A 19848-nucleotide genomic window follows, 5' to 3' on the forward strand; every position below is an offset into this window, starting at 1 on the left:
GTCACTTGCGCCGATCGAGCTGAAACGCTTCGAGAAAGCCTGAGTGATGTCGCTCCTGCATAACGCGTTTACTTCTGTTTCTCTATTCAATCCCCATTCTTCGGCTGCCCAGCCCGTTCCAGACGAGCCGGATGCGGCCCGAGAGCGCTTGATGAGTTTTATCGAAGACTGAAATAGTCTGGCTTGATGATCAACGAAGCTGATGGTGACTATGGATAACCCTGAGTGGTTACCACCGCTTTTCTGATCGATTCTGTGGGCATCGAAACCTGCCTGCGGAGAACATCATGGCCAGCGCATTCATCACTTCTGCCAAACACGGCGCCTACCTGGCTATCGGTCTTTACGTAGTCCTGGTGTTGGTTGTCAGCCTGTCGCCTCAATCGCATCAACCTGTTGAAGCAGCGATTCAAGTCGCGCATCCCGGCATCCAGTCTGAACACCGTTCGCACAACGCGATGGTCGATCAGACTGAACTCGCAGGAGTCGCCGGAGCATGAAAGGACACAGACTTTGGGTCATCGCCTTCCTGGCGTTCATGACCAATGGATCCTCTTTGTTGGGGGGCGGCCAGGGCTCGGCGGGGTCGGTGGCGCGGACTATCGAAGCCAATCACAACCTTGCTCGTAATATTGAAACCGCGAAGGCCCTGGGGCTGCTGGCCGGCAATCCACCGATCGAACGCCAAGGCGGTTTTTTCGGGCCGTTCCAGGTCGATTGCTCGGCGTTGGAGATGTGTGAAGTGTTCGCGTGAGTCGGTGTTACTTCTGCATTACGCCAACAAACAACTCCGACGCCAGAAACCGCTGCAACCAAGCCTGTAAATGCCGATAGGGCGTCTGCCCGAACCACTCGCGATCCACATGAGCAAACTGCCGCACGAATGGCATCAGCGCCACATCCGCCAGACTCGGATGCACGGCAAGCAAGTAGTCGCGTCCCTCCAGCAACTCATCGAGCTTGCGCAAAAACACCTCGCCCTCGGCGCGATAGAACGTCATCGGCTGCTCGGGGTATCGTTCGGCGTACTTGTAGCGATTCAGGTGCACCTTGAACACCTGATCGTTTTCTTCGATCAGCCCGGCGATGTGTTGCTGCCCGACAGGATCATCCTTGAGCAACCAATCCTGCGGATCGTTCTGCGCCAAAGCCCAGTGCATGATCGCCAGGCTTTCATCAATCGCCTGACCGTCGACGCTCAGCACCGGCACCGTGCCTTTGCTCGACAGCGCGAGCATTTCGGCAGGTTTGGCCTTGAGGCTGACCTCGACAATGTTCACCGCAACCCCTGAATAGCGCAGGGCCATGCGCGCCCGCATTGCGTAGGGGCAGCGGCGGAAGGAATACAGCGTATTCATTTCACCTCCAGGGTACTCAGGCCGTTGCCCTGGCGGCGGACCTGAATCTGCACCGGAATCCGCTCATGCATTTCCTGCACATGGGAAATCACCGCGACCTTGCGGCCCTGAGCCTGCAAGCCATCCAGGGCGTCCATGGCCAGTTGCAGAGATTCCGGATCAAGGCTGCCAAAGCCTTCGTCGATGAACAGCGATTCGATTTTCAGCGTGCTCGATGCCATTGATGCCAGGCCCAAGGCCAGGGCCAACGACACCAGGAACGTCTCGCCGCCCGACAACGAATGCACCGAACGCAGCTCGTCGCCCATCTCGGTGTCCATCACCAACAAGCCGAGCATGCTGCCGCCGCGTTTCAGGCGATAGCGCCGCACCAGTTGCCGCAACTGCACGTTGGCGTGATGCACCAGCAAGTCGAGGTTGTAGGCCTGAGCGATCTTGCGGAAGGTGTCGCCGGTAGCCGAGCCGATCAACGCATTCAAGCGTGCCCACCGCTGGTATTCGCTGTAGGCGTCGGCGATCTGCAGAGCCAGGGCCTGATTGGCGTTCTGCCGACGCTGATCCTCGGCCTGCTCGGCGCGCAGTTCGGCGCAACGGTGTTCACTGGCGGCGGACAGGTTTTGCAACTCGGCAAGCGCTGTCGCCAGTTGTTCGGCGTCGAGATTGCCATTGTGCTGGGCCTGATGGCTGAGCAAGCGTTGATCCCGCTCCTGCAATAGCACCTTGAACTGCTCAATGGCTTTTTCGCTTTGCTGCAACTGCTGGCGCAGCTCGCTGACCTGTTGGTCGTCAACGCTCAGCAGGGCTTCCAGGCCTCCGTCATCCAGTTCCGGATGCAAGGCGCGCCAGTCGGCAATCTTGCCGCTCAGCTCGCGATCTTCGGTTTCCAGTGCCTGCGAGCGTTCTTGCTGAGCCTTGAGTTCGGCGCCCAGTTGCGCGAGCCGCGTACGCACGGTGTGCAGTTCCTGATTGGCCGTCGCTTCGGCATTGCGCGCCTGTTCGACGGCTTGATCCAGCTGTTGCTGCCACTGCTCGGCGCTGGTGTGTTGGCCGAGCAATTGCGTCAGTTTTTGCTGGCAGGCCTGTTGCTGGTCGGCGAGGGCGGTGAACTGCTGTCGGGCGGTTTCCAACTGCTGGACACGCGAGAGTTGGCGGTCCTGTTCTTTCTCTAGCGTCTGCTGCCGTTGTTGCTGTTCGCTGAGTTCATCGCGTTGCTGATCGAGTTGCTCCAGACGCTGGGATATCTGCCGATCCAGTTGCATGAAGGTCGCGGCGGGTTCGTCGCGCAAGGCTTGCAGCGTATCGGCCGGGAGCAGGGTGCTGAACGCCGTCAACTCCTCGTCCAGCCGCTGGCGATCACTGCTCAACTCACGTTGCTGGTTGGCCAGGTGTTGGGACGCTTGCTGGCTCGCCGCTTCAGCGCTACGCAGTTGCTGTTGAAGGCGAGCGGCGTCCTGTTGCAGGGCGAGCAGGGCGGTTTGTCGTTGTTCGTCCTGGGTGATGCTTTGGTTCAACTGGTTGTTTTGCTGCGCCAGCCAGGCATCGCGTTTGAGCTCATCCTGGGTGAGCAGCTGCGCAGACAACGGATGTGCTTCGAGGCTTGGCGCCAGGCTCTGCTGCTGGGTCGCGAGTTGTTCTTGCTGTTGCAGCAACTCCTTTTGCTGAGCAATCACACCGCCCACTTCAGCGCGCAGATCAGTGAGTTTCTCTTTCAGAAGGTCGACGGCTTTCTGAGCGTTGGCCTGTTCGCTTTCATCATGCCGGCCAAGGCTTTGCAGCAGGGCTTCGGGCTGATGATAGGGATGGTCGGGGCTGCCACAGACCGGGCACGGCTGATCGTCTTGTAACTGCTCGCGCAGTTCTTCGACGCTGGCGCTGCGGGCCAGACGCTGGCGTTCCAGCAATTCGCGGGTGACGGTCAGCGTCTGTTCGGCCACGACCAATTCGTTCTTGGCTTGCACACCGTCCTGGGTCAGACGCTCACGTTCTTGCTGAGCGGTCAGCTGGCGCTGCTGGAGTTCGGACGCGCGTTTGTCCAGTTCCTGCTGACTGGCCCACAGTCGCGTCAGCTCTTCAAAGGCCCGCTGTTGCTTGCGGTTGTCTTGCAACAGATTGCCGAGCAGCTGGATCTGTTCGGCGACTGCCTCAGGCTCGGCACCGGCCTCTTTGTAGAGCACTTCCAGACTTTGCTTTTGTGCAGTCAATTCTTCGGTTGCGCGGACGGCGCTTTCTTCGAGGGCGGCCATTTCAGCCTGGCCCTTGTTCAAGCGATTGCCGATCAGCATCAACTGTTGAAGACGATCACGGTAGGCGTTCCATGCGTCACTCAACGGCGCCAGAGGGGTGCTTTGCTCAAGCGCCGTGGCGATTTGTTCCAGGCGTGACGCGACCTGCTTTTGCTGGTCGAGCACGCCTTGAATCGTGCATTGGCCCTGAGTGCAGGCTAGTTCCGCCTGCTGCTTGAGGTCGGCACAGAGGCCGACGTCTTTGACCAGGCGGGCGACGGTGCTTTGCTCTTCGAAGGCCTGACGAAGCAGCGGTGCGCTTGAGGTGTGTTGGCTTTGGGTCTCGACCAGTGCGGTCTGCGCAGCGCCCAGACTTAGTTCAAGCTGAGCCTGGCGCTGGCTCAGTTCGGTTTGCTGTTGGGTGTGTTGCGAAATCTGTGCGGCCAGTGGTTTGAGCTGGGCGGTGAGTTCGGTCTTGCGGGCGAACTGGTGCCGCTGTGGGGCCAGATGTTCCAGGCGCGTCAGCTTCAACCGTTCACCAGCCAGGCTTTCCCAGTGCTGGCGGGCGCTGGTCAGTTGCTCGGTGGCGCTCTGTTGCTCGTCCTGCAATTGACGCAGGTCCTTGAGCCAGGTGTGCTGCAATTCAAGCTGTTTGAGTTGCGCTTGCTGAGTCTTGAGTTGCTGCTGCGCCTCGTTGAAGCGCTCATCAAGCTCGGCCCGGGATTCGGGTGACAGCGGCGTCACGCCCGTGGCCTGGTCCTGCAACAGCTTGTGCGCTTCGCGAGCCTCTTTGGTTTTGTCGAAAGCCCGGCGACCGAGGCGCGTATAGAGCGCGGTGTCGGTGAGTTTTTCCAGCAGTTCGCTTCGTTCGTTGTCGTTAGCCTTGAGGAAGGCACTGAACTCGCTTTGGGCCAGCAGCACGGCGCGGGTGAACTGTTCGAAGTTCAGGCCCAGCACGGCTTCGAGCTGGGTTTTGAAGTCGACTTTCTGACTGGCCAGCAGTTGATCCTGATCGATGTCGCGCAAACTCTGACGGCTGGCTTGCAGCTTGCCGCCGGCCTTCTCGCGGGCGCGATTAGCCTCCCAGCGAGCGCGGTAGCGACGGCCATCGATGCCAACGAAATCTACTTCGGCATAGCCTTCGCCAGTGCCACGACGCAGCAAGGTGCGCGGGTCGCCCGTGCCAATCTCGCCATCGGCATCCGGCGCTTTGGCCGACACCTGGGCGTTGCTCAACCGCGGCACGGCGCCAAACAGGGCGAGGCACAAGGCGTCGAGCAAGGTGCTTTTACCCGCGCCGGTCGGCCCGGTGATCGCGAACAGGCCGGCACTGGCCAGCGGTTCAGCGGTGAAATCGATTTCGAATGGCCCAGCCAGCGAGGCAAGGTTTTTCAGGCGGATCGCGAGGATCTTCATGGTTGTTCGCTCTCCATCTGCACATCTTGCAACAGCTCGGCAAAGTCCTTCAGTGTTTGCTCATCGACCTCGCTTCCGTAACTGTCCTGCCAGGCGCGACTGAACAATTCCTGAGGTGTGAGCTGGTCCAGTTCGATCAACGTGGTGCCGTCTTCGGCACCCTCGCGACTGCCGTTGCCGGCATATTCGGCGGCAATGCGCACCAGGCGCACGGCTTTGCCTTGCAGCGCGGTCTCTACTTGATGACGCAAGTCGGGTTGCGGCTCGTCGAGACGCACGCGAACTTCCAGCCACGGCTGGCGCTGGATATCGGCCAGCAAATCGATGTTTGGCAGGTTGGCCAGCTGCAAGAGGATTTCGGCCAAGGGTGCCGGGCCGGTGCGTTGCAGGTTGACTGCGCGAGGGATCAGTTTCGGTTCGACGCTGACCAGGGTTTCACCGTCGAGCGTGACGTCGAGAATCTGATGCTGGTAGCCGATTTCGGAGAACGACAACGGAATCGGCGAGCCGCTGTAGCGGATGCGTTCTTCACCGTTGACCTTCTGTGGCTTGTGCAAATGCCCCAGCGCGACATAGCTGATGCTCGGCCCGAACAGGCTGGCGGGCAGGGCTTCGGCATTGCCGATAATCAGGCTGCGCTCGGAGTCTTCCGAGACGGAGCCACCGGCCATGTGCGCATGGCTGATGGCAATCAGCGCCTGTCCCGGCTTGCGTTTGGCATTGGCCGCTTCGATCAGCCACTCGTGAACCTGACCAATGCCGCGCAGGTAGTTGTCACCCAACTGCGCCCCGGTGACTTCGGCGGGCCGCAAAAACGGCAGCGCCAGGCACCAGCCGGCAATTTCACCGCTGGCATCCGGCAATGGCAGCAACAGCCGTTCGGCATCCAGTTGGCCGTCATCCAGCCACAGCACACGCCCGAGCGCGTGGGTGCGCAAACGGCGCATCAACGGCGCAGGCAGTTCGATCCGCGAGCCGGAGTCGTGGTTGCCGGCGATGATCACGATGGTCAGCAACGGTTGCTGCTCGTGGGCGCTGACGATGAATTCGTAGAGGCGTTCCTGGGCTTTGACCGGCGGGTTGACCGTGTCGAAGATATCGCCGGCGATCAACAGCACATCAGGCTGGTCCAGCTTCAGCTGGCGCAGCAGCCATTCAAGAAAACAGGCGTGCTCGAAATCGCGTTCCTGGCCGTGCAGGTTCTGCCCAAGGTGCCAGTCGGAGGTGTGAAACAGACGCAAGGCGAACTCCGTAGGAAATAAGGTAATGGCCGCGAGGAAAATGATGGCGGCGAAAGGGGAGAGAGTTTACTGGCAAACGCGGTGGATGTGGCCAACACCACAACCCTGTAGCAGCTGGCGAAGCCTGCGTCCGGCTGCGCAGCAGTCGTAAATGCGGCTTGCGCGGTTTGTCTGATACACCGCATGCGCTGATTTTACGACTGCTGCGCAGCCGGACGCAGGCTTCGCCAGCTGCTACAGGGAGTGTGGTGGCAGTGACTATTTTGGGTAAAGCGGCGGAAGGCCACTGTCACCCACCGGGTCCTGAACCCGCTCGGCAATCGGGATCGCCTTGATCGCCCGCCACAATTCTTCGCCTTGCCAGTGCTGCCCGGTTTCGCTGTAGAGCGCGCCGTTCAAGCCGTCCAGCGCGTCGGACAGTGGCACGAAGCGGGCGGCCATGTCGGCGAGGGCTTCCGGTTGCTGCCGGGTCGGCCATTTACTTCGCTGGTGTTTGGGTCAGGGATCATTTACGCAGGAACACCGCTCCAATCAGCGAGGCTAAGAGGGAAAGCAGGGCCCCCACTAAAAATGCCATCCCATAACCTCCGCCCAACGCTTCAAGAGGTCCAAGACCGTTATCTATAAGGTAATCACGGTGATAGGAAGCCAGACTGCTGATGAGGGCGAGACCCAATGCACCGCCCATCATGAAGGATGTGTTGACAATACCTGAAGCGAGGCCGGACTCACTGGGTTCCACATCGTTCATGGCGGCCACTAGCACCGGGTTGAACGCCATTCCGGCACCCAATCCCAATAACAGCATGCCTGGTAAGACGTCAAACAGAAAATCACCGTTAGCGGGTGCCCTTGACAGTAGCAGCAGACCTGCGGCGGCCAGCGCGAGACCCAGGACCAGCGGCGGCTTGATGCCGTAACGAATGATGAGCCTCGAGGACAGGCTCAATGAACACACGGCCATCACCAGGTTGGCGGGCAAAAAGGCCAGTCCTACTTCAAGCGGGCTGTAGTCCAAAATCTGTTGCAGGTAGAGGGCGCACAGAAAAAACCAAGCGAACATCGACGTTGCCCAGAGGATACCGATCAGGTTGGCTGTGCTCAGGTTTCGTAAGCGGAACAGACGCAGCGGTACTAACGGTTCCTTCACGCGAAACTCTATCGCTAAAAACAGCACGAACATAAAGACCGCCAGTGCCAGTAAGCCAAGCGTCTGCTTGGAACCCCAGCCTGCGTGATTGCCATTCATGATCGCGTACACCGCCAGCATCAGTGCAGCAATGATTGTGATGGCGCCGGCCACATCGAGCTTACCTTTGTTGATTTTTTCGGCAGGCGGAAGCAAGCGGTTGGTCAGGCCTAGAACGATGATCCCCAAGGGCAAGTTAACCAGGAAAATCGAATGCCAATTATAGGTATTGGTCAGGACGCCCCCCAACAACACACCGATGCTGCCGCCGCCGGCACATACGAAACTGTAGGCGCCGATGGCTTTCGCGCGCTCGATCGGGTCGGTGAACAAATGAATGATCAGCGACAGCGCGGTGGCTGTGACCAGTGCGCCGCCTAGGCCCTGGAAACCCCGCGCGGCCACAAGGGTCCATTGCGTCGATGCCAGCCCGCAGGCCAGTGATGCCAGCGTGAAGAGGGTGACTCCACCAATGAAAAGATTGCGCTGACCGTATAAGTCGCCCAAACGACCGCCCAACAGCAAGAAACCTCCAAACGTCAGCAAATACGCATTGATGATCCAGGCCAGCGAAACATCGCTGAAGCCCAGTTCTAATTTGATCGAGGGCAGCGCGACGTTAACGATCGTGGTGTCTAGCACAATCATCAATGTGGCCAGGCAGACAATTACTAACGCTTGCCAGCGTTTCTCACGATAAGCGTCCTGCTCCAAGCTCAGCGGTAGTGAGCTTGTGTTTATATCATCCATAAAAAATATCCATGTAGGAAGTTGCTGAGTGAAAGGTCTTCGAAGTGCCGAATTCATTGGCTGATGTGGGAATTTGCTGAAGGTTAAGTCAGTCAAATATCGTGGTTTTTAAATGGATTGCAGATGTAGGAAAGTGGTTTCGCAGTTAATGTAGCCCAATATTTGATATTTGCAAGTCGGGTTGCTTCCTACGCTTTTTGTGCTGTAGGCTCTTCGTCAATAGTTGATATTTCGCAAAGGGTTATAATTCGCTGAGTAGTCATAACATGTTGTATTCAGGTGATTTTTAGTAATTTATGGACTGGACGTTTAATAAGGCGTCGTAGAATGGCCGGGAGGGCCGATATACAATGCACAGGCTCGCGAGTTGCCATGAGGAACTTATATTCGACCGAATAGAGAAAAATCGGGGTGATCCCGGTTGCACGCTGTCATATGCCTTTCTACTTCGTGGCGAAATAGTGGCAAGTGTGTTGAATGATGCACTGTACACATTGATTTTTCGAGATTATCGAACGGCATTAAGCACATTCGTTAGAAGAGAGTCTGGTCTTCATGTTTATCCGGCTGCAATGCCGAAGAATGTACTGGAATATGTAGAGTGTACCTCCCGTAGTGAGCCTTTTTTCATGCCCGGTTCTACGATTTCACTCCCGGACAGCCGGCTGTATAGCTTCACGCTGACGAAACACTCGGAGCATCTCCACCATCTTCGATTGACGTTCAGCCATCTGATTTTCGACGGGCAGAGCTATCGGATATTTTGTACGTTGCTAACCCGACTTTACGGACAAGCGCGTGTCCGACCCGACCCGGTCGATGAAGCTCAACGTACCCAATGTATTCCTCTTGAGGCGAGGTCCCTTCAATCGGCCGACTCGGTCGCTTTCTGGAAGGACCGGCTGAGCCGATATCCGCTCGGCCAAACGTTGACGTTTCTCAAGGCGCGATATCGGGGTGAATCCCTCTTTGTGACTGTCAAACGCTCGCTGAGCGGCTCGGACTACGCAGCCCTCCAGGCGTTTGTTGCGGCGTCAAACAGTACGTTGTTCAGATTGATCGTAGCCGCGACGGCCATAACAATCGCCCGTTACAGCAAGGATCAGGACCTTGAAGGGGTCAGCATTGCGCATACGCTCGACACTCGGCAGCAGCCCGGTGCGCTGGGATGCTTCACCAGCCTGGTGCCCTTGTGGATTCCACACCACCCGGAGTGGTCGCCTCGCCAGTACCTGAGCCATGTGGATCAGGAACGCCGCGCCCTCAGGGCGCATCAACTGTTGGCACCCCAGACGATGTTGGGGCTTGCGGATGAGCGTCTAAATCGTAATCGTCCGGTCCTGAACGTCGTGGTCAACCAGTCCGAGGGACTGTTGCCAAGCGTCTGCCCTGAGCTGGAAGGGCTCAAGGTCGAATTGATCGAAACGCCATTGACCGGGGGGCCATACGATCTAGGGGTGAATTTCCATTACGATGCCGAGGGGCTTTCTCTGAGTGTCGATATCCCCGAAAGCCTTGCTACTGTCGCCCTGGTCCAACAGTGGGCCGATAACCTCATGCAGGTGTTGAATCGCTTCGTGAGTGACGGCGATACCCCCATCGACGCCATCGAGTTTACCCAACCCCTGCACCCGGCGGCATGCGGCGATGTAGTGGCGTTGACCGAGACTGATAGTGTGGTTGCACGCTTGCGTGAACAGGTGCAATTGCGCCCGGAAAAAACCGCCGTGCAGTCGCCACATCAGGCGCTGACGTATGCTCAATTGTCAGACCAGTCGCTAAATCTGGCCCGGCAAATTCAGGCAGTTGTCGAAGGAGCACCGCTGCGGCACGGTATCGGCCTGTTGCTAGGGCGCTCCTCCTGGCTACCGGTGTCGATGCTCGCCGCATTGAATCTTCAGGTCCCATTTATTCCCCTGGACAGCGCGCTGCCGGGCCAACGGCTAGACGCGATCATTGTCTCGACGCGATTGGCGGTGGTGCTCAGCGATGGGCTGGTGGATGTCGCGGAATTAAAGGCTCGCCATCCTGGGGTGCTGGTGATCGAATTACCTCACTCCGGCACGCTGTCGAGTATCAGTGAGGAACCGCTTCGGGAGTTGGGCTGCGATCAGGCCTACATTCTGTTCACCTCAGGCTCGACTGGTGTGCCCAAGGGCGTCGCACCGACCCGAGACAACCTTTCGAATTTTCTGATGGCCATGACGTTTGAGCCTGGGTTCTGTGAAGAAGACCATTTCCTGGCGTTGACGCCCATTAGTTTCGATATTTCGATTCTCGAACTGCTGCTGCCACTGGTTGTCGGCGGCACAGTGGAAATTGTCGATGACGAGACTCGTCGCTCGGCGACGGCACTCGCCCGGCACATCAATGACTCTGCCGCCACGGTAGTCCAGGCTACTCCCGCCACCTGGCGATTGCTTAAGAATGCCCGATGGTCCTGCCCTCGCAGGCTGACGATTGTTTGCGGTGGAGAAGCATTGACGGCTGATATCGCGCAGTTCCTGCTCCGGGACCGGCACTTGTTGTACAACGTTTATGGTCCTACGGAGGCAACGGTTTGGGCTTCTTGTGCGCGTATTGACGATCCCGATGTCATTTACCTCGGCCGTCCTGTACTCAACAGTCGCTTTTATGTCGTTGACGAAAACCTGCGAACCGTCGCCAACGGCCAGGCAGGGGAACTGCTGATCAGCGGAGCCAGCGTGGCGCCGGGTTATTTTAATGTCGACAGCCGTAAGGCGTTCATCGATGTGCCCGGCATCCACGGCAAAGTCTACCGTACGGGCGATCAGGTCAGACATTTCGGCGAGGGGCAGTTGGCCTATCTGGGGCGGGCCGATAGTCAGCTCAAACTCAATGGACATCGGATCGAACTTGACGAAATCAATGTTCGTCTTGCCGCGTTGCTCGGGCCGGTGGAGGTGTTCACGGTCGTGCGTACCGGCGCCGTCCCTCACTTGTACAGCTTTTACTGGTCCGGGCAGGGCGATGCAGTGGATGAGCTTCGCGTCCTGGCTGAACTGAAAAAAGTAGTTCCGCTTTACATGATCCCGGCTGCTCTCTTGCGTCTGGAGGCGATCCCGCTGACTACGAGTGGCAAGGTCGATTTACGAAGCCTGGCCAGCGACCCACTGGAGCTGCTGAGCATCTTGCCCTCTGGCGCCGTCAAGCCTGTTTCTGCGCTGGCACCATCAAACCACGAGTCTGAGGGCCGCGAGGCCAAAGTCCGGGCCATTATCCTTTCTTGTCTTGGGGTGGATGTCCACGATAGGCAACTGCCTCTGGGATGGTTGGGCCTGAATTCGATTTCCTACAATCTGTTGTCACAGTCACTGTCCGACGAACTAGGGGTTAGAATCGCCCCCCATCGTTTCTATGCCCTCAACACGCTGGCTGCCATCACCGAAGAGCTGTCGGACCGCCAGCCGCTGAACGGAGATGCCGATAGCCAGCAGGCGAGTGAGACGTCGCAGCCAGCGACCCGAACTGAACGGGACGATCAGATCGCGATCATCGGTTTTTCCGTATTGATGCCCTCAGACCTTGAGGCCCCAGGTTTCTGGCAGGCTTTGCTGGACAATCGAAACCTGATCTCCAGCACCTTGCGTCCCGGTTTTACCGCGCCGCTTCAGGCCGGTTTTCTAAAAAATATCAAGGCGTTCGATGCCAAGTTGTTTTCCATTTCACCGCTGGAAGCCAATTACATGGATCCGCGTCAACGCCTGCTCTTGCAGACGACCTGGCGCACACTTGAAGACGCCGGGTATGCACCGCACGCCTTGGCCGGCAGTCGAACCGGCTGCTATATCGCAGGAACAGGTGCCGACTACGCCACGCTGCAGGCCAGGTTCTCCACGCCTCCCAACCCGTACACATTGCCTGGCAACTCGTTGAGTATCCTGGCCAATCGTCTGTCGAGTTTTTTCGACTGGCGCGGCCCGTCCTTCACCTTGGATACCGCCTGCTCAGGTTCGTTGAGTGCACTGGTCAAGGCGTGCCAGGATCTGGCTTCGGGTGTTTGTGAAGTTGCGCTGGCGGGCGGCATCAACCTGATTGCCGATGATCAGATTTCCCTGGGGCTACAGGCCGGCAACTTCATGTCGCCGCGTTTTCGTTGTGCCAGTTTCGATGAGTCTGCCGACGGCTATGTCCGAGCAGAAGGCGTGGGCTGTTTCTTGCTTAAACCCTTGCGTCAGGCCCGGCAGGATGGAGACGCCATTCATGGTGTGATACTGGCGCATGGTGAAAATCATGGCGGGCGGGCCAACTCCCTGACCGCGCCTAACCCGGCGGCTCAGGCGGCGCTGTTGACCCGTGTCTACAGTCCCGGGCTCGCAGCGCAAGTCAGTTACATCGAGACCCACGGCACCGGTACGTTGTTGGGCGATCCGATCGAAATTGATGCGCTCAAGGCAGCCTGGCGCGAACTGTGTCCGAACCAGCTTGAGCAGTCGGTCTGGCTCGGGGCCGTAAAGTCCAATATCGGTCATCTGGAGCCGGCAGCCGGGGCCGCCTCGCTGGCCAAAGTGCTGCTGGCCATGCAGCACAGCACCCTGACGGCGAACCATCACTTCAGTCGGTTGAATCCACTGATCAACCTTGAGCAGTCCCCGTTCTCGATCCTCACCCAAACACGGCCGTGGCCTTCGCCGCAGGTGGCGGGTATCAGTTCGTTCGGTTTCGGTGGCGCCAATGCTCATCTGGTCGTTGGCCAAGCGCCGCGCCGTGAGCGATGTGCCAATCTTCACGCCTGCTATCTGGTCACGTTGTCCGCTGCCAGCGACAAAGCCTTGCAGGCCATGCGTGAACAGCTCAAAGACTTTTTGACACACAAGTTGCAGACCGATCCGTCGCTCCTTGACCTGGAACAGGTTGCTTACACGTGCAATAGCGGTCGTGCTCAGGCGGAATTCAGATTGGCCTGGGTGGCCGGCAGTCTCGCAGATCTGGTGCAGCAACTGGCACTGCCGTCGGACTCATGGCGTGCGGCCGCTCAAGCCAATGGCGGCGCTGCTGCATCGCTGCGCGCAGACCTGCCCCGGCACGAAGCGTTGTCAGCCCTCAGAGAATGCTTCTTGCAGGGCGAGACACTGGATTGGGCGAGCGTGCATCGGGGCGAAAGCGGGCAGCGAGTGCATCTGCCGACTTATCGCTTCGACGAGCGCGACTACTGGTTTGACCAAGTACGCCCAAACCGTGCCGCGCAGGAATCGGCAAGATGATCGGGGAGGGTATTTTTGCCCCTTTTATTCACGCCCGGGGCCACGCCGCGACGCTCTGTGTGCCGCCCCATCATCCGTGCTTTTCCGATCATCAGGTGCGCTCGATGCCGGTCTTGCCCGGCGTGAGTTACCTGGAGCTGGTCTTGAATGCCGCGAAGCTGCTCTTTCCGCATTACACGACAAGCACTTTGGAAGATTGCCTGTGGCTCAGGCCGTTTCTTGGCAACGTCCCGGCCCCGCGACTGAACATCGAGTTCAAGCCGGTCGGCGATGAGCGTCTGGCGTTTACCGTCGGTGACCAGGAACATACCTATGCACTGGGCTGCCTCTGCGCCGAGCCCGCAAAAACGGACGTTCCTGCGCAGGGGCAACGTATTCGCGAGCAGTTGGGGCGGCACTTCAGCCGGTATTTCAGCCATCAGCAGGTGTACGCCGAATTCACGGGCATGGGGATCGACTACGGCCCGTTCTTCAAAAAGATCAGCGATGTGCGCATCCATGAGCAACAGTCCCTGGCGTTGCTTTCAAGGCAGGCCGGTGCCGGATTTTGCTTCAGTAATCTACTGGACTGCGCGTTTCAATCGGGCATGGCCATTTCCATTGGCACCGAGCGCGGCAGCCTGATGCCGTTTTCGCTCGGCACGCTGGTGCTGCATGCGCCCATCGACTTCAGTCACACGAATGAATACTGGGTCACTACCCAGAAAAACACTGAGTTTCGAACCGACATTTGCGTGCTCAGCCATGACGGCAGACCGCTGATTTCGGTTCGCGACCTGGGCGTCAAACCGTCTCTTCTGTAAAGCGCAGATCATATTCATATGGAGGTGAAACATGAGCCAGCCCGTTCTTCCGTTCTCCCAGGTTGCATCATTGATATACGCACCTCGGTGGCAGTGTTCGAAGCTTCAGCCCGACACTCGCTCCTGCATCGAGCGTGACATTCTGGTCGTGGTTCCGGCCAGGCAGGTCGCTACTTTCGAAGCGCTCAAGCAGTGGTTGCCCGATGCGCAGTCGCTGCTGCTCAATGCCGAAAACGTCGAGCGGATAGGGCGCCTGGTTGAGAGCGGTGCGGCTTCGCGCATTGTTTTCATGTCGGTCACGCCTTGGCGCGATGGCATCGATGATCAGGCGATAAAAGTCTTTCTACAGATGAACAAGCGGCTGGCCAAACTGGCGCATCTGCGGTTGGATATCGTGACGGTCAAGTCGATCGTCTCACCGGCTGCCGAAGCGCCAACCCATCCGGTCGACAGTGTCTACATCGGTCTGGGGCAGACGGCTGCCAAGGAATTCAGTGGCTGGGACGTACGCTGTTTCTCGTTGGCGGCGTTCACCCAGGACCATTTTCGAGCGGCCTTGCAGGGGCAATTCCCAGTCGAGAGCGGCCAACCGATCACCCTTGATGACCATCAGTGGTGGACACAGACCCTGGCCGCGCAATCGCTGGCACCGGTCGATTCAGCCAAGGGCTTTAAACAAGCTGGCACCTACCTGATATTCGGGGCTACCGGTGGTCTGGGGAGCATGCTGGCTCATTACCTGGCCAGTCGTTATCAGGCCCGTCTGATTCTCGTCGGTCGTCGCGCCAGCGCCAATGAACTGCTCGCTGATCTGCGCCCCTTGGCCGCCAGTGTGGTGTATGAACAGGCCGACCTGGCTGATGCGGCCGCGGTCGCGGCACTGTTGGCGCGTTATCCCGAGATAGACGGGATCATTCATTCAGCGCTGGTGCTCGATGATGCGGTGCTGAGCAACATGACCGAACAGGCGTTGATGCGTGTGCTGGAGCCGAAGTTGCACGGCATGGTCAATCTGTTGAATGCAGTCCGTGGGCGGGACTTCGATTTCGTCCTGCTGTTTTCCTCGATCCAGTCCTACATTGCCAACGCCGGTCAGGCCAACTACACGGCGGCCTGTGTCAGCAAGGACGCGCTGGGTGGATTGCTGCGTGACGTACTGATGGTCAACACCAAAGTCATCAACTGGGGGTATTGGGGGTCTATCGGCATTGTGGCCTCGCCCCTCTACCGTGAACGGATGCAAAAGCTGCAGATCGGTTCGATCGAGGCGCCGGAGGGGCTGGCGATCATCGAAGCGTTGCTGCACAGCGCCGTTTCCCAGATCAGTGTGGTCAAGGCGTCGCCGCAAGCGTTGGAACGGCTGCGTATAAGCCCTCATCCGGAGGCTGGGATAGAGACCCCAGTGAACGCTGCGCAATCGCTGTTGGCTGCAGTCGTTCCGGCCTTTGATCCCGACAGTGAGAGCGTGCGCCGCAATATTGGTTTGTCCCTGGGACTGCAAAATTACGCACGTGCCCGCCTGGCGCAGACCACGATTCCAGCGGTTACAGTACCCCGACACGCCAAACTGGTGGCTGCCATCAACGCCATTGCACAGAGCCACGGCCCCAGTCGTGAGCAACTGTTGAGCGAGTTTCCGGAAAGCGCCGGACATGTCGCGTTGCTCGACGCTTGCCTGGCGCGCTATCCACAAATACTCAGCGGAGAAATTGACCCGCTGACTGTGCTGTTTCCTGAAGGAAGTTTCGCGCTGGTCGAGCCGGTGTACCGGGACAATCCCCTGGCGGATTATTTCAACAACATCGTGGCACAGGTCGTCGACAGGTTTGCCCGTCAACAAGCACGACCCTTGCAGTTGCTTGAAGTGGGTGCCGGCACCGGCAGTACCTGTCAATTCGTGCTCCCGGTATTGCAAGGGAAGGAGGCTACTTACACCTTCACTGACCTGTCCCATGCTTTTTTGAACAAGGCGCGCAGCCGTTTTTCCGAGTACGGATTCGTGCGTTACGAGCTCTGCGATATCGCGCGGCCGACCACCAGCGATCAGCGTTACGACGTCATCATCGCGACGAACGTCATCCATGCGACCGCCGATCTCCCGGCAACCCTGGCCAATGTGCGTGATCGGCTGGCGCCCGGAGGCATTTTCATCCTCAATGAAATAACGTCCTGCCAGGACTACGCCACGCTGACCTTTGGCCTGACAGAAGGCTGGTGGTTGAGTGTTGATCCTTACCGGATCCCCAACAGCCCGCTGGTGGCTGCCGCGACCTGGCAATCGTTGCTCAGCGATGCCGGATTCAGCGCAACGATTGGCCACGGTTCCGAGGATCAGCAAGTGATCGTTGCCAGGCTTGACGCCTCTGCCAATGCGTCTGCGGCAGTGTCCGGCGCCACCCCGAACGTTGGCGCCGCAGGTGATTCCCAGACGCCGGTCGAGCACTGGGTACGCCGGGTGATCGCTGATGTGCTGCACGCCTTTGAAGACGAAATCGATGTTGACCAGCCTTTCAACGAGTACGGCGTTGATTCGTTGATTGCGATGGAGTTGCTCAAACCTTTCAAGGAAAGCCTTGGGTACTTGCCGGCCACCGTATTGTTCGAACATCCCACCATCGCGCGTCTGACACGGTACTTCCTGACGGAGTTCGGCGAGGTGGTGCAGCGCGCGGCCGGCGCCATGCCGCCGCTCGCCGCTGGTACACAGCAACTGCCAGCCGCAGTAACGCCGACAGCGCCACCGTCGCTCGCGCCAGCCGTCACTGTCGGCGCAGCGGCGCCAACCTCGCTGCGGCCGGCCTGCGCGCTCCTGCGTCAGGTGATAGCCGAGACCATGTTGATGGAGCCTGATGAGCTGGAGGACACGGTGCCGTTCAAGGAATACGGCATCGATTCGATCATTTCTCTGGAGTTGCTTAAACCGTTGCGTGAGCGTTTTGGCTACTTGCCGGCGACATTGCTGTTCGAATACCCCACAGTCGACCGGTTGGCGACTTACCTGGAGCAGCAATACCCCGATGCCGTCGGGCCGCAGGCTTCAGAGCCTGCAATGGTGGCCAACGAATCACTGCGCGAACCCGCGCAAACGTCCTCCGCCGGCGCCGGCATGGACGCTGCGTCGCCGGCGCGCGCCGATGATCTGGCGGTCGTCGGTGTGGCGGGACAGTTTCCCGATGCCGATGATGTGCAGGGGTTCTGGGCCAGTTTGCAGGCTGGGCGCCAGTGCACCGCTTCTATTCCTGGCCAGCGCTGGCTGCTGGAAGGCTTTGAGAACCCGCGCAGTCCGCTTGAAGGAGGGAGCTACACCTCGATCGGTGGATTTGTGCGGGATGTCGACGCGTTCGATCACCAGTTTTTCAATATCACGCCGCTTGAAGCGCAGCGGATGGACCCCCAGGAGCGCCTGTTTTTGCAGAACGCTTATCAGACGTTCGCCGATGCCGGTTATCGGCGCGGTGATCTAAAGGGCAGTGAAACCGGCGTCTTCGTCGGGGTGATGAATGGCGGTTATGCCTGGCATCGGCCCGAAGAACCGACAGATCCGACGCCGACGTCGCTGTTCTGGTCCATTGCCAATCGTGTCTCCTACCTGTTCGATCTCAAGGGGCCGAGCATGGCCATCGACACCGCCTGTTCGGCGTCGTTGACCGCGCTGCACCTGGCGTGTCAGGCGGTGCGCAACGGCGACTGCACCCAGGCGCTGGTCGGTGGGGTCAACTTGATCGTTAACCCACGTCATTACGAGCAGCTCTGCAGCCTGCACATGCTGTCGCGCTCGGGCACCTGCAGCCCGTTCGGCTCAGCGGCGGACGGTTTCGTTGACGGCGAAGGCATCTGCTCGATCCTGATCAAGCCCTATGCCGATGCGATCCGCGCAAATGACCGTATCTATGGTGTGATTCGCGGGACTGCCATTAATGCCGGTGGCCAATCCAACGGTTACTCGGCCCCCAACCCGGAAGCGCAATCGCGGGTTGTCGGCAAAGCCCTTGAACGTGCCGGGTTGACGCCCGCCGATATCCATTTTGTCGAAGCTCACGGCACCGGCACCGAATTGGGCGACCCGATCGAGATCCGTGGCCTGAGCACCGTGTTCAAAGGGGTGGCACCAGGCTCAGTCGCCATCGGTTCGGTCAAAGGTAACGTCGGGCACCTGGAGTCGGCGGCGGGGATGACCGGCGTCATCAAGGTCCTCAAACAGTTGCAGGCTCGTACGTTGGCCCCCTCGATCAATGCGCAGCAGATCAACCCATTGCTGAATCTTGCCGACACGCCGTTTTACCTGGTTCAGCAATCCCAGGCCTTGCCGGCCAACGGAACCTTGTACGGCTCTGTCAGTTCTTTTGGCGCGGGCGGGGCCAATGCCCACGCGGTGTTGCAGTCGGTGCCGGCGCCGGTGGCACAGCCGACGACCGAGGTGAACATCGCGCTTTTGTCGGCGCGTACCGAGGCGGGTTTACAACGTCAAATCGACGCTCTGCACGACTGGCTGGAGCAGCACGATCCGTCGCTCACCGCCATCAGCTACACCCTGTGTTGTGCGCGGGAACACTTCTCCCATCGCCAGGGGTACGTGTTCTCAAGCAAGGCGCAGTTGTTGAGCCTGCTGCGTGAAGATTTGCAGCAGCGTGCGCCTGCGGTTGCCGATCCGGTCAATGCACCATCGATTGCTCAAGCGCTGGCCGGCAGCGGTCGGCTGCAGGCGGCTCAGGCCGCCGAACTGGTCTTGGCGTTCAGGGCGGGGCAGGACATTGCATGGTCCGCATTCTTTCCCCTGCGCGAGGTCATCTCACTGCCCGGTTATCCGTTCGAGAAAACCCGGTCGTGGGTCAAGTCGACACAAAGTGCATTCCATCACGCCAATGATCTGGTACGCCAACACTCGATTCTTGGCACTGAGATCGCACCGGCCGCGTGGGCTCTCGCGCACTGCCTGGAGAACCGCCGCGACGTGACCTTGAAGGCCGTGATATGGCGCAGTGTCATTCGTGACTTGGATGATGTGCTGCTGGGCATCAACGGTGAGCGATTCGAATTGCGCTCCCTGGATCACGCACAGATTTACTGCGAAGGGCTGTTGCAACCTGCTGTCGAAAACACGGTGGTGAACTGGCCGGCTCCCGAACCCTCGTCGACCTTTCTCGGGCATCAGGAGATTTACCGGCAGTTCACTCGGCTGGGTTACCAGTACGGCGAGGATCTGCGACCTCTGCGTTGGGCAAAGGTGGCGCAGACCAGTGTCAGGACATTGCTCGATGCAGGACGCGACTGGGGTTACCGGATATCGCCGGCACTGCTCGATGGCGGCCTGCAAACCGCCATTTTGATCCCGCAATTGCGGGGTCTTGGCGCGGACGAACTGCTGGTGCCTTACCACTTGGGAGAATGTCGGGTGTTGCGCATTCCGGAGCATGAAGCGGTGTTCTGCCACTGCGTCATGCGCCCGGCGCAGGCCAGTGATCGATCGGTGACCTTTGATTTGCTCTTCAGTGACGGCCAGGGCCGACCCCTGATTGTCATGCGTGAGCTGACGTCGGTGGTGGTGCATAAAAGTGCATTGAAAACTGAGCGGCCCACGGGCATCGACCGCGACATTTCGGCGGCTCACAGACCGTCGCGGATCGTGGCCTTCGACCTGGACTAA

At 59.0% G+C, this 19848-nt stretch carries 9 protein-coding genes and 1 pseudogene; 5 read left to right on the plus strand and 5 right to left on the minus strand.

The window, feature by feature from the left end; translation table 11 throughout:
* Positions 1–287: 287 nt before the first annotated feature.
* On the plus strand, positions 288–500 hold the full coding sequence (locus tag ACYZTM_RS28635) for a hypothetical protein (protein ID WP_461985985.1): 213 nt from the start codon (positions 288–290) through the stop codon (positions 498–500).
* Positions 497–754, plus strand: a complete 258-nt coding sequence (locus tag ACYZTM_RS28640) for a hypothetical protein (RefSeq protein WP_461985987.1) — start codon at positions 497–499, stop codon at positions 752–754. The genes ACYZTM_RS28635 and ACYZTM_RS28640 overlap by 4 nt, the downstream gene beginning before the upstream one ends.
* Positions 755–761: 7 nt before the next feature.
* On the opposite strand, the gene ACYZTM_RS28645 is transcribed toward ACYZTM_RS28640, so the two are convergent.
* The 5 genes and pseudogenes from ACYZTM_RS28645 to ACYZTM_RS28665 all read right to left on the minus strand — a co-directional run bounded on the left by ACYZTM_RS28645 (position 762) and on the right by ACYZTM_RS28665 (position 8176).
* Positions 762–1358 (minus strand): glutathione S-transferase, encoded by a 597-nt coding sequence (locus ACYZTM_RS28645; protein WP_461985989.1) that lies wholly within the window; start codon positions 1356–1358, stop codon positions 762–764.
* Entirely contained in the window at positions 1355–4996 is a 3642-nt protein-coding gene (locus tag ACYZTM_RS28650) for an AAA family ATPase (protein WP_461985991.1), read from the minus strand. The genes ACYZTM_RS28645 and ACYZTM_RS28650 overlap by 4 nt, the downstream gene beginning before the upstream one ends.
* The gene (locus tag ACYZTM_RS28655) at positions 4993–6237 is read right to left on the minus strand and encodes an exonuclease SbcCD subunit D C-terminal domain-containing protein (RefSeq protein ID WP_461985993.1); all 1245 of its coding nucleotides are present in this window, start codon (positions 6235–6237) and stop codon (positions 4993–4995) included. The genes ACYZTM_RS28650 and ACYZTM_RS28655 overlap by 4 nt, the downstream gene beginning before the upstream one ends.
* A gap of 258 nt (positions 6238–6495) precedes the next feature.
* Positions 6496–6705, minus strand: a pseudogene (locus ACYZTM_RS28660) (BatD family protein); the annotation flags it as partial.
* A 37-nt stretch (positions 6706–6742) separates the two neighbouring features.
* Positions 6743–8176: a DHA2 family efflux MFS transporter permease subunit gene (locus ACYZTM_RS28665; protein WP_461985995.1), complete on the minus strand. Its 1434-nt coding sequence runs from the start codon at positions 8174–8176 to the stop codon at positions 6743–6745.
* 473 nt (positions 8177–8649) lie between these two features.
* Here ACYZTM_RS28665 and ACYZTM_RS28670 point away from each other — a divergent pair, with 473 nt between their 5' ends.
* The 3 genes from ACYZTM_RS28670 to ACYZTM_RS28680 are packed head-to-tail and all read left to right on the plus strand — an operon-like array spanning position 8650 to position 19848.
* Complete coding sequence (locus ACYZTM_RS28670; RefSeq protein WP_461985997.1) at positions 8650–13401, plus strand: beta-ketoacyl synthase N-terminal-like domain-containing protein; 4752 nt, start codon at positions 8650–8652, stop codon at positions 13399–13401.
* Positions 13398–14204 (plus strand): polyketide synthase dehydratase domain-containing protein, encoded by an 807-nt coding sequence (locus ACYZTM_RS28675; protein WP_461985999.1) that lies wholly within the window; start codon positions 13398–13400, stop codon positions 14202–14204. Before ACYZTM_RS28670 ends, ACYZTM_RS28675 begins: the two co-directional genes overlap by 4 nt.
* 31 nt (positions 14205–14235) lie before the next feature.
* Entirely contained in the window at positions 14236–19848 is a 5613-nt protein-coding gene (locus ACYZTM_RS28680) for an SDR family NAD(P)-dependent oxidoreductase (RefSeq protein WP_461986001.1), read from the plus strand.

The sequence above is a fragment of the Pseudomonas sp. MDT2-39-1 genome, assembly GCF_054898085.1.

Excerpts from the sequence above, each read along its gene's own strand:
- ACYZTM_RS28680 (WP_461986001.1), top strand. The coding sequence starts at position 14,236 with ATGAGCCAGCCCGTTCTTCCGTTCTCCCAGGTTGCATCATTGATATAC.
- ACYZTM_RS28675 (WP_461985999.1), top strand. The coding sequence starts at position 13,398 with ATGATCGGGGAGGGTATTTTTGCCCCTTTTATTCACGCCCGGGGCCAC.
- ACYZTM_RS28645 (WP_461985989.1), bottom strand. The coding sequence starts at position 1,358 with ATGAATACGCTGTATTCCTTCCGCCGCTGCCCCTACGCAATGCGGGCG.
- ACYZTM_RS28635 (WP_461985985.1), top strand. The coding sequence starts at position 288 with ATGGCCAGCGCATTCATCACTTCTGCCAAACACGGCGCCTACCTGGCT.
- ACYZTM_RS28640 (WP_461985987.1), top strand. The coding sequence starts at position 497 with ATGAAAGGACACAGACTTTGGGTCATCGCCTTCCTGGCGTTCATGACC.
- ACYZTM_RS28650 (WP_461985991.1), bottom strand. The coding sequence starts at position 4,996 with ATGAAGATCCTCGCGATCCGCCTGAAAAACCTTGCCTCGCTGGCTGGG.
- ACYZTM_RS28665 (WP_461985995.1), bottom strand. The coding sequence starts at position 8,176 with ATGGATGATATAAACACAAGCTCACTACCGCTGAGCTTGGAGCAGGAC.